General features: G+C 68.5%; 13 protein-coding genes. 3 read left to right on the forward strand and 10 right to left on the reverse strand.

Annotated features, from left to right (window positions below):
* Window positions 1-14: 14 nt before the first annotated feature.
* Genes kdpC through OHB24_RS09335 form a run of 5 tightly spaced genes read right to left on the reverse strand, consistent with a single transcriptional unit; the run spans window position 15 to window position 4548 of the window.
* On the reverse strand, window positions 15-647 hold the full coding sequence (gene kdpC, locus OHB24_RS09315) for a K(+)-transporting ATPase subunit C (protein ID WP_327638553.1): 633 nt from the start codon (window positions 645-647) through the stop codon (window positions 15-17).
* A 13-nt stretch (window positions 648-660) separates the two neighbouring features.
* Window positions 661-2661, reverse strand: a complete 2001-nt coding sequence (kdpB, locus tag OHB24_RS09320; RefSeq protein WP_327641036.1) for a potassium-transporting ATPase subunit KdpB — start codon at window positions 2659-2661, stop codon at window positions 661-663.
* A gap of 17 nt (window positions 2662-2678) precedes the next feature.
* Window positions 2679-4340 (reverse strand): potassium-transporting ATPase subunit KdpA, encoded by a 1662-nt coding sequence (kdpA, locus tag OHB24_RS09325; RefSeq protein WP_327638554.1) that lies wholly within the window; start codon window positions 4338-4340, stop codon window positions 2679-2681.
* Entirely contained in the window at window positions 4340-4429 is a 90-nt protein-coding gene (kdpF, locus tag OHB24_RS09330; RefSeq protein WP_327638555.1) for a K(+)-transporting ATPase subunit F, read from the reverse strand. Before kdpF ends, kdpA begins: the two co-directional genes overlap by 1 nt.
* Window positions 4426-4548 (reverse strand): hypothetical protein, encoded by a 123-nt coding sequence (locus tag OHB24_RS09335; protein WP_327638556.1) that lies wholly within the window; start codon window positions 4546-4548, stop codon window positions 4426-4428. The genes kdpF and OHB24_RS09335 overlap by 4 nt, the downstream gene beginning before the upstream one ends.
* Window positions 4549-4676: 128 nt before the next feature.
* On the opposite strand from OHB24_RS09335, the gene OHB24_RS09340 reads away from it, so the two are divergent.
* Window positions 4677-5300 carry a hypothetical protein gene (locus OHB24_RS09340; protein ID WP_327638557.1) on the forward strand — a complete coding sequence of 208 codons (624 nt, stop codon included), beginning with the start codon at window positions 4677-4679 and terminating at the stop codon, window positions 5298-5300.
* On the opposite strand, the gene OHB24_RS09345 is transcribed toward OHB24_RS09340, so the two are convergent.
* Window positions 5297-6103: a PhzF family phenazine biosynthesis protein gene (locus tag OHB24_RS09345; RefSeq protein WP_327638558.1), complete on the reverse strand. Its 807-nt coding sequence runs from the start codon at window positions 6101-6103 to the stop codon at window positions 5297-5299. The two genes, OHB24_RS09340 and OHB24_RS09345, sit on opposite strands and share 4 nt — an antisense overlap.
* A 127-nt stretch (window positions 6104-6230) precedes the next feature.
* Here OHB24_RS09345 and OHB24_RS09350 point away from each other — a divergent pair, with 127 nt between their 5' ends.
* Window positions 6231-7325, forward strand: coding sequence for a TIGR03118 family protein (locus tag OHB24_RS09350; RefSeq protein WP_327638559.1), 1095 nt, complete (start codon window positions 6231-6233; stop codon window positions 7323-7325).
* Window positions 7326-7339: 14 nt separating this feature from the next.
* Here OHB24_RS09350 and OHB24_RS09355 read toward each other — a convergent pair whose 3' ends face one another.
* The 3 genes from OHB24_RS09355 to OHB24_RS09365 are packed head-to-tail and all read right to left on the reverse strand — an operon-like array spanning window position 7340 to window position 9720.
* Entirely contained in the window at window positions 7340-8218 is an 879-nt protein-coding gene (locus tag OHB24_RS09355; protein ID WP_327638560.1) for a bifunctional helix-turn-helix transcriptional regulator/GNAT family N-acetyltransferase, read from the reverse strand.
* A 42-nt stretch (window positions 8219-8260) separates the two neighbouring features.
* A complete protein-coding gene (locus tag OHB24_RS09360; protein WP_327638561.1) occupies window positions 8261-8821 on the reverse strand; it encodes a cysteine dioxygenase in 561 nt (186 codons plus the stop codon).
* Window positions 8818-9720, reverse strand: a complete 903-nt coding sequence (locus OHB24_RS09365) for an amidohydrolase family protein (RefSeq protein ID WP_327638562.1) — start codon at window positions 9718-9720, stop codon at window positions 8818-8820. The genes OHB24_RS09360 and OHB24_RS09365 overlap by 4 nt, the downstream gene beginning before the upstream one ends.
* A 116-nt stretch (window positions 9721-9836) precedes the next feature.
* Here OHB24_RS09365 and OHB24_RS09370 point away from each other — a divergent pair, with 116 nt between their 5' ends.
* Window positions 9837-10844, forward strand: coding sequence for a LacI family DNA-binding transcriptional regulator (locus tag OHB24_RS09370; protein WP_327638563.1), 1008 nt, complete (start codon window positions 9837-9839; stop codon window positions 10842-10844).
* 579 nt (window positions 10845-11423) lie between these two features.
* Here OHB24_RS09370 and OHB24_RS09375 read toward each other — a convergent pair.
* A complete protein-coding gene (locus OHB24_RS09375; RefSeq protein ID WP_327638564.1) occupies window positions 11424-14276 on the reverse strand; it encodes a M36 family metallopeptidase in 2853 nt (950 codons plus the stop codon).
* Window positions 14277-14523 lie beyond the last annotated feature (247 nt).

Below are 14523 nucleotides of genomic sequence, written 5' to 3' on the forward strand. Positions count from 1 at the left end.
TCCATGCTCTCAGCTCAGCCCAGCGCAGCCAGGGAGGCGTTGAGCTTGACCACGTTCACGCGGGGCTCCCCCAGGAAGCCCAGGGTCCGGCCCTCCGTGCTGCCCTTCACCATTTTCTGGACCTGCTCGACGCTCAGACCCCGCTCACGGGCGACCCGGTTGACCTGCAGAGCGGCGTACGCCGGGCTGATGTTCGGATCGAGACCGCTACCACTGGCCGTGACCGCGTCCGGTGGGACCTGGGACGGGGCGACGCCCTCCAGTGCCGCGACCGCCTTGCGCCGCTCGTCGATCGCGGCGACCAGGTCGGCGTTGTTCGGCCCGAGGTTCGAGCCGCCGCTCGCCTTCGCGTCGTAGTCGCTCGCGGACGGGCGCGTCTGGAACCACTTCGGGTCGGCCACCATGATCGCCTTACCGTCGGAGTCCTTCTTACCGCTGTCCGTGGTGTACGCCTGGCCGATCAGGTCGGACGCGACCTCCTTGCCGTTCACCTTGATGATCGACCCGTTCGCGTTGCCGTGGAACAGCGCCTGGGCGACACCGGTCATCACCAGCGGGTAGACGATCCCGAGGATCGCCGTGAAGACGAGCAGCGCCCTGAGCGCCACTCCGAACTGCCGGACCGAACCGGGCAGATTGCTTGCCATGAACAACTACCTCTCAACGAAGCCCGGGGATCAGTGAGATCACCAGGTCCAGGAGTTTGATGCCGACGAACGGGGTGATCAGGCCGCCGACGCCGTAGATGAGCAGGTTGCGCCGCAGCATCGCCGAGGCCGACGAAGGCTTGTACCGGACACCCCGCAGTGCCAGCGGTACGAGCGCCACGATGACGAGCGCGTTGAACACGATGGCCGACACGATCGCCGACTCCGGCGAGTGCAGTCCCATGATGTTCAGCTTGTCCAGCCCCGGGTACGCCGCCGCGAACAACGCCGGCAGGATCGCGAAGTACTTCGCCACGTCGTTCGCGATCGAGAACGTGGTCAGCGAACCGCGGGTGATCAGCAGCTGCTTGCCGATCTCGACGATCTCGATCAGCTTGGTCGGGTTGGAGTCGAGGTCGACCATGTTGCCGGCCTCCTTGGCGGCCGACGTACCGCTGTTCATCGCCACACCGACATCGGCCTGCGCCAGCGCCGGAGCGTCGTTGGTGCCGTCGCCGGTCATCGCGACCAGCCGGCCGCCCTCCTGCTCCTTCTTGATCAGCGCCATCTTGTCCTCGGGCGTCGCCTCGGCCAGGAAGTCGTCGACCCCGGCCTCCTCGGCGATCGCCTTCGCGGTCAGCGCGTTGTCGCCGGTGATCATCACGGTCCGGATGCCCATCGCGCGCATCTGGTCGAACCGCTCCCGCATCCCCGCCTTCACCACGTCCTTCAGGTGGATCACGCCGAGCGCACGCGCCGTACCATCGATGCTCTCGGCAACAACCAGCGGCGTGCCGCCCGAGGCCGAGATCCCGTCGACGATCTCACCGAGCCGAGCGTCCGTCGTACCGCCGCGCTCACCGATCCACGCGTTCACCGCACCCGCGGCGCCCTTGCGGACCTGCCGGCTGTCGACGTCCACGCCACTCATCCGGGTCTGCGCGGTGAACTCCACGAACGTTGCGTGCGGCAACTCCCCGGTATGCCGCTCGCGCAGCCCGTAGCCGGTCTTCGCCAGTACGACGATCGACCGGCCCTCCGGCGTCTCGTCGGCGAGGCTGGACAACTGCGCCGCGTCGGCCAGTTCGGTGTCGCTGACACCCTGGACCGGGATGAACTCCGACGCCTGCCGGTTGCCCAGCGTGATGGTGCCGGTCTTGTCCAGCAGCAGGGTGTTCACGTCGCCCGCGGCCTCGACCGCGCGGCCGGACATCGCCAGCACGTTGCGCTGCACCAGCCGGTCCATGCCGGCGATACCGATCGCAGACAGCAGCGCACCGATCGTGGTCGGGATCAGGCAGACCAGCAGGGCCACCAGGATCACGATGCTCAGGTTGGTGTGCGCGTACGCCGCGAACGTCGGCAGCGTCACGGTCGCGATCAGGAACACGATCGTCAGGCTCGCCAGCAGAATGTTCAGCGCGATCTCGTTCGGCGTCTTCTGCCGGGAGGCGCCCTCGACCAGCGCGATCATCCGGTCGATGAAGCTCTCACCGGGCTTGGTGGTGATCTTCACGACGATCCGGTCGGACAGCACCTTCGTACCGCCGGTGACCGCGCTGCGGTCGCCACCGGACTCGCGGATCACCGGAGCCGACTCGCCGGTGATCGCCGACTCGTCGACACTCGCCACACCCTCGACGACGTCACCGTCGCCAGGAATGATCTGACCGGCCTCAACGACGACCCGGTCGCCGAGCCGCAACTGGGTGGCCGGAACTTCTTCCTCGTCGCCGCTCGCGGTCAGCCGGCGCGCGGTGGTCTCGGTCTTGGCTCGGCGCAGCGTCTCGGCCTGGGCCTTGCCGCGGCCTTCGGCGACCGCCTCCGCGAGGTTCGCGAAGATCACCGTCAGCCAGAGCCAGACCACGATCCACCAGACGAACACGCTCGAGTCGGTGAAGGCCAGGACCGTGGATCCGGCAGCGCCCACCTCGACCACGAACATGACCGGGTTCTTCCACATCACCCGCGGATCGAGCTTGCGCAGCGCATCCGGCAGGGAGATGAGCAGCATCTTGGGCTTGAACGTGGTCACAGTCCCTCCGCGAGGGGTCCGAGAGTCAGTGCGGGGAAGTAGGTCAGGCCGGTCACGATCAGGACGACACCGACGAGCATCGTGACGAACAGGGCCTTGTGGGTGGGCAGCGTGCCCTGGGTCACCGGGACCGGGTGCTGCCGCGCGAGCGAGCCGGCGAGGGCGAGCGCGAACACGATCGGCACGAACCGGCCGAGCAGCATCACCAACCCGAGAGCCGTGTTGTAGAACGGAATGTTCGCGCTGATACCGGCGAACGCGCTCCCGTTGTTGTTGCCGGCCGACGTGAAGGCGTACAGCACCTCCGAGAAGCCGTGCGGGCTGTCGGTGTTGAGGATCGAGGCACGCGCCGACGCCAGCCCCATCGCGATCGAGGTCCCGATGAGGACCAGGGTCGGCGTGGTGAGGATGTAGAGCGAGACCAGTTTCATCTCACGCGCGGTGATCTTCTTCTTCAGGTACTCCGGCGTACGGCCGACCATCAGGCCCGCGACGAAGACCGCGAGCACGGCCAGGATCAACATGCCGTACAGGCCGGTCCCGGTACCGCCGGGTGTCACTTCGCCGAGCATCATGTGGAACAGCGGGACGCCGCCGCCGAGTGGCGTGAACGAATCGTGCATCGAGTTCACCGCGCCGGTCGACGTACCAGTCGTGGAGACCGCGAACAGTGTGGACGCCCACTCACCGAACCGGGTCTCCTTGCCCTCCATCGCGGCGCCGGCGGCCTGGGTCGCGGAACCCGCGCCCTCGACCTCGAAGAGCGTCGCGAGGACGACGAAGGCCGACCAGATGGTCGCCATCACGCCGAGGATCGCGTAGCCCTGCCGCTTGTCCTTGACCATCAGGCCGAAGGTCCGGGTCAGGCAGACCGGGATCACCAGCAGCAGGAAGATCTCGAACAGGTTCGACAACGGGTTCGGGTTCTCGAACGGGTGGGCGGAGTTGGCGTTGTAATAGCCACCGCCGTTGGTGCCCAGCTCCTTGATGACCTCCTGGCTGGCGACAGTGCCACCCGGGAGGGTCTGCGTCTGGCCGACCACCGAGGTGACCTCGTGACCACCGGAGAAGTTCTGTACGACGCCCATCGCGACCATCGCCAAGGTCCCGATCACCGCGATCGGCAGCAGCACCCGCAGTACGGTCCGGGTCAGGTCGACCCAGAAGTTGCCGAGCCGGTCGGTCTTCGACCGAGAGAAGCCGCGGATCAGGGCGATCGCGACCACGATGCCGACGGCCGCGGACAGGAAGTTCTGCACCGCGAGACCGGCGAACTGGACCAGGTGGCCCATGACCGCCTCGGGTACGTAACTCTGCCAGTTCGTGTTCGACACGAACGACGCGGCGGTGTTGAAGGCCAGCCCCGACTCCACGTTCGGCAGGCCGAGCGAGAGCGGCAGCCAGTGCTGCAGCCGCTGGAGCAGGTACAGGAGCACGACACTGAGCGCGGAGAACGCGAGCAGCGAGCGGGCATAGACGGCCCAGGTCTGATCGGCCTTCGAGTCGACGCCGAACAGCTTGTACGTCGCACGCTCGATCCGCAGGTCCTTGTCGGACGTGTAGACCCGGGCCATGTACCCGCCGAACGGGCGGTAGACGGCCGCCAGGCACGCGAGAAGAAGGCCGACCTGCAACAGGCCGGCTGCGGTGTCGGACATCAGAACCTCTCGGGAAAGACCAGGGCGGCGATCAGATAGAGGACCAGAGCAGCGGCCACCACTAGGCCGGCGATGTTCTCGGCGCTCACAACTTCTCCACTCCACGCAACGCGAGCCAGACGGCCGCGAAGACGATGACGGTGACGGCGAGATAGATGACGTCAGACACGACGACACCGGCTCGCGACGAAAGTGCACATGTCTTCACTGCACACCGCTCGCTGCTCGGTCAGGAGGGTTCTCGCAGGTCTCTCACACCCGCCGACACAGCTCTCACAGGCTTCTCACATACTTACGGCTGGCACTGCCACCGACAGCTGAGGAAAGAACACCCACGTGACTGATCTGGACACCCCCGCCCCCGCCGAGCAGTTCTTCTCCGCGGAGACCCGCACCGCCCTCGCCGACGCGAGCCGCAAGCTCGCCGAACGGCTCCAGGCGCACACCGACGCCCTGCTCGCGATGACGGGCGACGAGGACCACACCACGCTTTTCGAGCACAACGCGGCGCTCGAAGGCGTGGTCGAGGACTGGAACGACGCGGTCTTCGAGCACACCGGTACGTCGGCGTTGCTGCTGGACGACACGGCCGACGACGAGGAGGACGAAGAGGCCGAGCAGGACCAGGTGATCAGCGTGGTGTCGCGGTTCGACCTGCGTGTGTTCGACCTGGACGCGCTGCTCGAGGCCGGACGCGCCGCACAGGAGCGGCACCCGGCCGAACTGGACGAGTCCGGTGACCGCGAGCCGGTCGACTCCGCCGAGCAGGCGATCTACGAGATCAGCCGTGAGGTCGGCGAGGCCTGGTTCGAGCTGCCCGGTATCGAGATGGTCGCCGGCGCCCGCGCGTACGTCGTACCCGAATCGCCCTTCGAGCCGCTCGACGCGGACGCCGAGGACGTCGTCACCGAACTCATCGCCCCGAACGGCGTAGCCACCCACGCCGAAACCTGGGCCTAGACGAGTAGCTCCCCGTCCAGCACCGTGACCGCCTGGCCCTTCAGGTAGACGCGGTCGCCGGACGGGACGACCTGGACGACACCGCCTCGGGCGGACGCCTGGTATCCGACCAGCTCGTCCCGCCCGAGGCGCTCGGCCCAGTACGGCGCCAGACTCGTGTGCGCGCTCCCCGTCACCGGGTCCTCCGGGATGCCGCTCGCGGGCGCGAAGAACCGCGAGACGAAGTCGTACGCCGAACCCTGCGCCGTCACGATCACGCCGCGAAGGTTCTCCCGCTGCGTGATCTCGGCGACCGCGTCGGTGTTCGGCGCGACCGCGAGCACCGCCGCCTCGTCGCGGACGACGACCAGCAGGTCACGGAGTTCGCCGGTGACGTAGACCTCCGCCGGCTCCACGCCCAGCGCGGCGCCGAGCCCGTCCGGAACCGGTACCTCGATCGGCCGGTTGACCGGAAAGTCCAGCGTGATCCCGTCGTCCGCAACATCCGCCACCAGGACCCCGCTCAGCGTCGCGAACGACGCCTTCCCGGACACCTTGCCGTCCGCCGCCAGTACATGGGCAGTCGCCAGCGTCGCGTGCCCGCAGAGCACCACTTCCTTCGTCGGCGTGAACCACCGCAGGTCCCACTCCGCCTCGGCAGCCGCCGACGGCCGCACGAACGCGGTCTCCGCGTGCTTCATCTCGGCCGCCACCGCACGCATCCACCCCTCGTCCGGCCAGTCACCGCCCTCGAGCACACAGACGCCCGCCGGATTCCCTGCAAACGGTCGGTCAGCGAACGCATCAACCACGCGAATCCTCATGCCCCGACGCTAACCACCGCGACACCCCTCGTTCCATAACCACTTCTCCCCCGAGTGGCCATTGAACCGCCCGGCGGAACGGGCCGTATCGAGGGTGTCCCACACTTCCGACCGACAGGAAAGTGACATGTCGTTCCGCTCGAAGGGTCGTCCGCTCGCAGTTGCGACCGCACTCGTCGGCAGCCTCGCCCTGGTCGCACCGGCGACCGCCGACGCACACGGTTCGTCGCACGCACTCGCCGTACAGCAGGTCAACCTGGTCTCCGACGAGCCAGGAAAGGCTGTGCTCCAGGATCCGGATCTGGTGAATCCGTGGGGGCTGTCGCTGGGCGCGACGACCCCGCTGTGGGTGTCGAACCAAGGTACGTCGACGTCCACGCTGTACTCGTCCGCGCCGGGCTCGGCCACCGTCACGAAGGTGCCGACCGTCCGCGTCACGGTGCCGCTGCCGACCGGGCAGGTGTCCAACGCGAGTACCTCGTTCGTGGTCAGCAACGCGACCACGAGCGCGCCGGCTCGCTTCATCTTCGCCACCCTGACCGGGCAGATCGCGGCCTGGAACCCGACGATCAACCCGTTGATGGGGCCGGCCGACATCAAGGTGACCACGCCCGGTGCGGTGTACACGGGGCTGGCGATCGCCGCGGCGCCGGACCGGTTGTTCGCGGCCGACTTCGCCCGCGGGCGGATCGACGTGTTCGACGGCGGGTTCCAGCCGGTGAAGCTGCCGTGGTGGGCGTTCCGCGACTTCTCGCTGCCTCGGGGATACGCGCCGTACAACGTGCAGGCGCTCGCGGGGCGGATCTTCGTCACGTACGCCAAGCCCGACCCGAAGACGGGCCGCGCGACCCGCGGACGGGGTCTCGGCTTCGTCGACGAGTTCACGACCGACGGCAAGCTGGTCACCCGGGTCGCCTCCCGCGGCGACCTGAACGCCCCGTGGGCGCTCGCGCTCGCGCCCGCGGCCTGGGGCGCGCCGGCCGGGACCCTGCTGGTCGGCAACTTCGGCGACGGCCGCATCAACATCCTTGAACCGAAGTCCACCAACCGCTTCAAGGCAGTCGGCCAGGTCCGGAGCACCACCGGCAAGCGCGTCGCCATCGAAGGCCTCTGGGCCCTGATCCCCGGCACGCCCACCACCGGGGGCCCCGACGCCCTCTGGTTCTCCGCCGGCCCCGCCAACGAAACCCACGGCCTCCTCGGCCAACTCCGCAAGCCGTAACTTCCGGCCGGGTCTCAGGCGTTCAGAGGCTTCTCGAACCAATGGTCGGCGTAGGGCTCGGTGTTGAAGGGTGGGACTTCTTGGTAGCCCGTTGAGCGGTAGAGGGCGATCGCCTCGGTCAGGTTGCGGTTGGTTTCCAGCCGTACGGCGGGGGCTCCGTGGGCGATCGCCTCGCGCTCGAGTTCGGTGAGGAGGCGGCGACCCAACCCGAGGCCGCGGGCGTCGGGGGCGACCCACATGCGCTTGATCTCGGCGGGTTCGGCTCCATGGAACTTGAGTGCACCGCATCCGATAGGCTCCGAGTGAAGTGTTGCCACAAGCAACAACCCGGCGGGCGGCGTCAGCTCGGCGTTGTCCGCGGAGATGCTTCGCGACCGGTCGAATCCGGTCTCGAAGCGCTCACCGAGCTCGGCGAAGTACGACTCCAAGCAGTACTGCGCCGCCGGCAGCCGCGGATCCACCACCTCGACCCGCACCATCGACGCGGTCAACAACCGCGTCACCTCGCCCATCGCAGCAACCAGCCGCTTCTGCTGCCGCTCGTCCAGCGGTTCGAGGATCGACGCCGCGAGTTCGTCCGACCGTTCGTCCAGCACCCGCCGCTCGGCGAGACCGTTCTCGGTCAGCCGCGCGATCCGCACCCGACCGTCGTCCCCGCTCCGCTCGACCCGGACCAGCCCGGAGCTCTCCAGCGACCGGAGCAGCCGGCTCACATACCCGGAATCGAGATCGAGCCGGGCCCGCAACGACCGGACATCGCATCCGTCATTCCCGATCTCCCACAGCACCCGGTCCTGCCCGAGCGGTCGCCCGCGGGACAGGTAGGCGTCGTGCAGCGCCCCGACCCGCTGCGTGACGACCCGGTTGAACCGCCGTACCTGCGCAACACCCATCCTCTGACCTTAGTCAGAGAACGGGTGCCGCGTAAACGCTGGTCAGTCGATCGGGCGGAGTTCGTCGGCGTACGAGACGGAGACGCGGCGGAGTACGCCGTCCTTGACCGAGTACTGGCCCATGCGCCACAGGGGCGGGCTGTAGGCGTGGATGGTGACGCTGCCCTTGTCGAGGCCGACGACGCGGTGGATGTGATCCGGGCCGAAGCCGTACACGTCGCCGGCTTCGATCTCGGTCTCGACCGACTCGACGCCGATCGCCAGGTTGTGCTCGACGAGCTTTCCGCGGGCGACCGCCACGGCGCCGGAGGAGACGTCGTGGTCGTGCCAGCCGGTGTCGTTCACCGGCGTCCAGCAGATCAGCCAGACGTCGACGTTGGCGTCACGATGCAGCGAGGCGAAGACGCGCTCGTCGTCGCTGTAGGCGACCTTGTCCTCCCACAGGTGCGGCTGCGCCGCGAGGCCGCCGGCCAGCTCGGCCAGCTCGTCAGGGGTGAGATCACGTCCCGGAAGGTCGTCCAGCGACAGACAGTTGTTGAGCTCCACGAGCCGGCTGGCCTGGCGCGCCGGGACGTTGGGTACGTCGATTGGCTGAGCAGTCACTGCACTCCCCTCTCAGGAGTAGTACCACCGGCGCCGAACAGCAGCCGGTGTGGATTGTCGTGGCGGATCACCGCGGTCGCGGCATCGCCTTGGCGGAGTTCGACCGTGTCGGCGTACGGCCGGTCGGTACCGTGCACGACCTGGTCGATGCCGAGGACCCGTGCGACCGCGTCGATCCCTTGCGGGCCGTAGCTCGACGTGTCGACGTACAGGTTCGGGTCGATGGTGCCGAGCCGGCCGCCGCGCGCGGTCAGCCGCTCGTGGTGCACCGGCGCGAGACCGGCCGCGGCAACGAAGCACAGCCGGAGATTGGGGTACGAGCCTCGCCCGCCGAAGGCATGCCACGCCCACCAGGCCGCCTGCAACTGGGTCGTGTAGTCGACGACCGGCGCCCACCACTCCGGCGCCTCGGTCGGTCGCGCCGTACCGGGGTGCACCAGGATCGGCCGGCCCGCCTGCTCGGCGACGCGCAGCAATTCCGCCTGCGCCTCCCAACCTTTCGGTGTTCCGAGGACATGCGCCGGCAGCTGCAGTCCAAGGAATCCCTTATGCAGCAGGGATTCCAGTCCAGCAACGTCAGGATCGAGAAGATCGACGGAAGCCCACGCCCGGAACGGCTTCGGGAACTCCGCGGCTCCGTCGTGCCAGGCCGCGAGCAGCTCCGCATCGCCGAGTTCCTCGACACCGAGCGGACTCGACAGCGACACCGCGGCCAGCGTCGTACCGGAGTCCTGCTCCAGCGCGACCCGTTTGCCGAGCTCGTGCGCCGCCGGATCCACGTCGTACGGCGCTTCGCACGTGGTGTGCAGCGTCCAGCCGTCGAGGTACGGCGGCTCGCGGCGGGCCCGGAGCCGGTCGACGAACGCTTCCGGCCAGAGATGCTGGTGGACGTCGATCATCGGCTCCTCCTCTCGCCCGTTTGATCAGATTGAAGCGCTTCAGGATGATTAGAGTGAAGCGCTTCAAAGGCCGGTCTGTCAAGTTTCTGTCCACGGCGGCGGCTAGGGTCTTGAGCATGCCGGGAACCAGCCGGAGGCCGACCCTCAAGGACATCGCCGCCGAGACCGGACTCTCGATGGCCGCCGTGTCGTATGCGCTGCGTGGGCTGCACGGCACGCCCGAGACCCGGCAGCGGGTCCAGGACGCCGCCGACCGCCTCGGCTACCAGGCCGATCCGGTCGCGCGTGCGCTCGCCTCGGGCCGCAGCGGCTCCGTCGGCGTACTCTGCGCCTCGCTCGAAGACCTCTGGCAGCAACGCGTCGCCGCCGCGCTCGGCCGCGAGCTCCTGGCCCCGGACCGGAACGCCTGGATCATCGACTCGGCCGGCGACGCCGACCGCCAGCTCGAGCTCGCCCAGCACCTCGTCGACCACCGCGCCGACGCGATCGTGGTGATCCCGATCGACCCGGCCGCGAAGGCCTGGGCCGAGATCGCCCGGCAGGCGCCGGTGATCGCGATCGGTGATGCGCTGCCGAGCGCGAAGGCGAAGTCCGAGGTGATCCTCGACAACGAGTCCGGCGTGACTACTGCGCTGCGCCGGCTGTCGGACGCCGGCCACCGGGACATCGCCGTACTGAGCCCGACCCGCCGTCTCGAGGTCGAGCGCCCCGCCGAGGAGATCGCGCAGCGCGTCGCGGACGACCTCGGCCTGAAGATCCGCCTGCTGCAATGCCCGCACGACCTGGCCGGCGCGACCGCCGTCGCCCGGACGCTGCTCTCCAGCAGCACGCGCCCGACCGGCATCCTCGCGCTCGCCGACTCGATGGCCTTCGGGGTGTACGCCGCCAGTCGCGAGCTCGGCCTGAGCATCCCGGAAGACCTGTCGCTGCTCGGGTACGACGACCAGCCGATGTCCCAGCTGCTCACGCCGCCGCTGTCGACCTTCCACTGGCCCCTCGACGATCTGGTCAGCCACGTCGTCGCCCGCGTGACGTCCGCCGTCGACACCAACCGCCGGGTCCGCCGAACCACGCTCACGCCGACCCTGATCGAACGCGGCTCGGTCGCCGCCCCGCCCAACTGAGCGAGACGGCAGCCGATCCGCGACAGGTTCCACGCCCTCGAAACTAAACTAACTCACTACACTTACTCCCCGTTGTCCAAGATCCGGACACCCACGAGCTCCTCGTCGTACGACATCGGCTCCGCACACCCACACATTCACCACCCGCAACCCCAAGCGCCTTCGCTTCGCTCGGCCGCAGCTCACACGCGCACCCACCACGCGCACCCACCACCCACCGAACCCCCACCGCGCGCACCCCACCCGCATGCCCGCGCCACCCGCCGACACACGAGGGGATATCCCCTCGCGTTATGGGTTCTCCCCTCGTACACCAGCAGAGAACCCACCACAGCAGCGGATATCCCCTCGCATGAATCACCCCGTGGAGGTGGGGTGAGCGGTGCTGGGTGGGTAGCTCAGGTGGGTCGGTGGGTGGGTAGCGCAGGTGGGTCGGTGGGTTGGTGGGCACGCGGTGGGTTGGTGGGCTGCGCGGTGGGTTGGTGGGTGGGGGGCGCGTGGGTGGGTTGGTGGTTTGGGGGTGGAATGCCGGAAGGCCGGTCGAGCGGGTGCTCGGCCGGCCTTCTCGGGGGTGCTGGGTTACTTGGTGCCGAAGACCTGGACTTCGGTCAGGTCGGTGAAGCTGCAACCGCTGGTGGTGCTGCCTGGGCAGGTGGTGGAGAAGTCCGGGACCTGCGGGCTGAGCATCCAGAAGCGGACGTACTGGACGCCGGTCGCGTTGCCGCTCGGGGTGAGCAGGTTGTACTTGCCCTGGTTGGCAGTGGTGAAGGTGCCCTCCTGAGCGGTCGCCCAGGTGGTGCCGTCGGCCGAGGTCTCGATCTTGTACTGCCCGGTCGACGCCGTGCCCGAGTCACCACAGGTGGCTGACGGGTCGACGTTGAAGGAGCTGATGTTGACCTTCGCCGGCAGCTTGATGTCGACGTGCTTCGGGACCATCGTGCCGGTCGGCGTGCCGTCGTCGTCTCCGGTGGTGCTGCCCCAACCGGTGCCCTGGGCGTTGTCGATCGCACCGCCCGGACCGCAACCGAAGTCGCCGTAGTCCGGACCGTTGAAGCCGGCGACCGTTCCGCCACCGGAGGAGGCGGCCCAGTTGCGGCGCGGTACGAAGTTCGCCTGAGCGCCGGCGCTGACCTTGACGGGCTGCACGAGCAGCTCGTAGCCCGGAGCGGACACGACGACCTTCGGGTACGTGCCCGGCGCAACGCCGGTGATCGTGTACTTGCCGGTCGCGTCGGTCGAGCCGGCGTAGTCACCGGCGTAGCCGGACGAGTGACCGCCGACGTACACGAGCGCGCCGGCCACCGGAGCACCGGTGTCCTTGTCCTTCACGGTGCCGGTGAGCGAGGTGGTCGCACCTGTCGGCGGCTTGTGGAAGTCCTCGGCCGGGAAGGCGTCGCCGCCGTCGACGACACCGGCGTACCAGCCCATGCCGCGGTTGGCGAAGACGGTCCAGATGATGTCGGCGTTCTTGCCGCCGCTGGCGACGAGGTCGGCCTGGACGATCGCGTTGCGCATGTCGAGCATCGTCGGGTCGGCCGGCGACAGCTCCATCGCGCGGGTGATGATGCTCAGCGCGTAGCTGCGACCGAAGCGCTCACGCAGGTCCCAGAGGGTCTGCGCCCAGACCTCACCGGACGAGTGCACCTCCGGCCCGCGGGAACCGATGGTCGGGAAGTCGCCGTACGTGTAGCCGCCCTTGGCGCCGTTCGCCTTGACACAGTTCGGGCTGACCGCCTTCACGCGGCAGTCGATCGCCTGGGTACGGAACAGGTCGCCGTGCGCGACGTACTTGCCCTCGAGGACCTCACCCGCAGCGGTGGTGTCCTTCTCCAGGCCGTGCGAGACGAGGTAGTCCATCGCGTAGAAGTCGCTCCACGCCTCGCCCATCGAGCCGCCCTGGATGCTGTTCAGCGTCGAGTTGCCGGTGGCGTCGACGACCAGGCGGTTCGACAGACCGTGCGTGTACTCGTGGTACAGGATGCTGGCGTCGTTGGCGCCGCTGGCCGGGACCCACGGCTCCTGCTCGTCGGACTTGCCCGGCGAGTGCCACAGGTACATCTGCATGGTCGGCGAGGTGCCGTCCGGCGGCGTCGACATGTTCGCGTTGTCGTCGTGGTTGGCGTCGGGTCCGCCGTTCGCACCGGTGGCCGCGCCGTCGAGGGCGTTCAGGTGCACCGGGTCGCCGCCCGCGGTGTCGAACGAGCCGGCCGCCGGGGTGAAGCTGATCGGCGCCTTCGCCAGCCAGTCGTGGAAGTTGCTGGCCAGGTAGAACGCGTTGGTGACGTCCTGGTTCATGTTCGTCTTCCAGGAGTCCGGCTTCGCCGGGTCCCAGGTGCAGATGAACGAGGCCGAGCAGAACGACGACGCGTTCTGGAAGGTGGTCAGCTTGTACTCGGCGCCGGTCTTGGTGCCGGGCACCTTGACCGTCTCACCGGTGTTCGGCTGGTTGTCGTCGTTGACGTCCGCGAAGGCGGCGACCGACGTACCTTCCAAGAGGGTCTTGGCGTTCTTCGGCAGCCACTTGTTGTAGATCAGGTTCTCGACCCGCTGCGTGCCGCCCTTCGCGGCGCCCGGGTAGTTGTCCTGCACCAGCGCGTCGCCGTTGCCCTCGCTGACGAGGTCCTTGCGGTACAGCGTGCCACCGGTCTGGGCGTCGACGACGTGGCTGTAGATCTTGGTGCCACCGGAGTTGGTGTAGGTCAGCCAGCCCTTGCGGAGCCCGTCGGCGGTGTGGAACCACACCTGCTTGGCGGTGTCGCCGTTGCTCCACTTGGTGCTCACGCCGGAGGTGGTCGCGGTCGCGGACTTCGTCGTACCACCGGCGTCCTGGATCGCGGCGGTGCGGGCGTCCGCGGCGGTGACCTTCGGCGCCGCGACGGCGGACCGGGTCTGCGCGGCGGTGGCGAGGCCGGAGACCGGCGAGCCCATCACCGAGATCAGCTGGCCGTTCTTGGTGACGTTGGCCTTCAGGCCGTTGCCGAACACCTCGACGCCGTCGACGACCTGCGCCCAGAAGACGTGGTGGGTGCCGAGGTCGTCGACGTAGTCCTTGCGCAGCTTCAGCGTGCCGAGGTCGGCGTCGGACAGCTTGAAGATCTCCGGGTGCGCCTTGACGTAGCCGAGGGCAACGTCCGTGGCCTTCTTCGCGCTCTTGCCGGTGAGGAAGCCGTTCAGCTTGGTCACCTGGGCCGGCGTGCCGGTGTTCGGGTCGACCGAGACGACACCCTGGGTGCCGAGCGAGTCGCGGAACTTCTTCGCGGCGGCCGTCTCCTTGCCCTCGACCTTCGCGGAGCGGGCATAGGTGGTACGGGCGTTCGGCGTCCGGGCGTCGAAGTTGCCCTTGCGGTCCTTGGCTGCCTGCTCGGCCTGCGCGGGCTTCTTGCCCTCGGCACCGGAGTTCTGGGCAGCGTCCGCGCCACCGCCGGCCGTCATGGCCAGCACGGTGGCGGCCGCGGAGACGGCTGAGACTGCTATGAGCCCCCGCCCTCTGCGTGATGTTGTCACAGCAAATCTCCATCAAGTTCGTGTTCGCGGGTCGCCCTCCACGCCCCGTCCCGGGGGCTGACCTTAAGCCTGCGGAAGGGCCCGGGGAAGAGAAATCACCGGAATGTCGCGGAGTCGAGGGTTGTCCTTCGTGCTCGGAACAGTACCGCTAGTGACCGGAAGGTTGCACGCAGCC

It is taken from the genome of Kribbella sp. NBC_00482 (assembly GCF_036013725.1).
GTDB lineage: Bacteria > Actinomycetota > Actinomycetes > Propionibacteriales > Kribbellaceae > Kribbella.

Bases quoted from the DNA above. Each gene is read 5' to 3' on its own strand.
- kdpC (WP_327638553.1), bottom strand. From the start codon at position 647: ATGGCAAGCAATCTGCCCGGTTCGGTCCGGCAGTTCGGAGTGGCGCTC.
- kdpB (WP_327641036.1), bottom strand. From the start codon at position 2,661: ATGCTGCTCATCTCCCTGCCGGATGCGCTGCGCAAGCTCGATCCGCGG.
- kdpA (WP_327638554.1), bottom strand. From the start codon at position 4,340: ATGTCCGACACCGCAGCCGGCCTGTTGCAGGTCGGCCTTCTTCTCGCG.
- OHB24_RS09345 (WP_327638558.1), bottom strand. From the start codon at position 6,103: ATGAGGATTCGCGTGGTTGATGCGTTCGCTGACCGACCGTTTGCAGGG.
- OHB24_RS09350 (WP_327638559.1), top strand. From the start codon at position 6,231: ATGTCGTTCCGCTCGAAGGGTCGTCCGCTCGCAGTTGCGACCGCACTC.
- OHB24_RS09355 (WP_327638560.1), bottom strand. From the start codon at position 8,218: ATGGGTGTTGCGCAGGTACGGCGGTTCAACCGGGTCGTCACGCAGCGG.
- OHB24_RS09365 (WP_327638562.1), bottom strand. From the start codon at position 9,720: ATGATCGACGTCCACCAGCATCTCTGGCCGGAAGCGTTCGTCGACCGG.
- OHB24_RS09370 (WP_327638563.1), top strand. From the start codon at position 9,837: ATGCCGGGAACCAGCCGGAGGCCGACCCTCAAGGACATCGCCGCCGAG.
- OHB24_RS09375 (WP_327638564.1), bottom strand. From the start codon at position 14,276: ATGACGGCCGGCGGTGGCGCGGACGCTGCCCAGAACTCCGGTGCCGAG.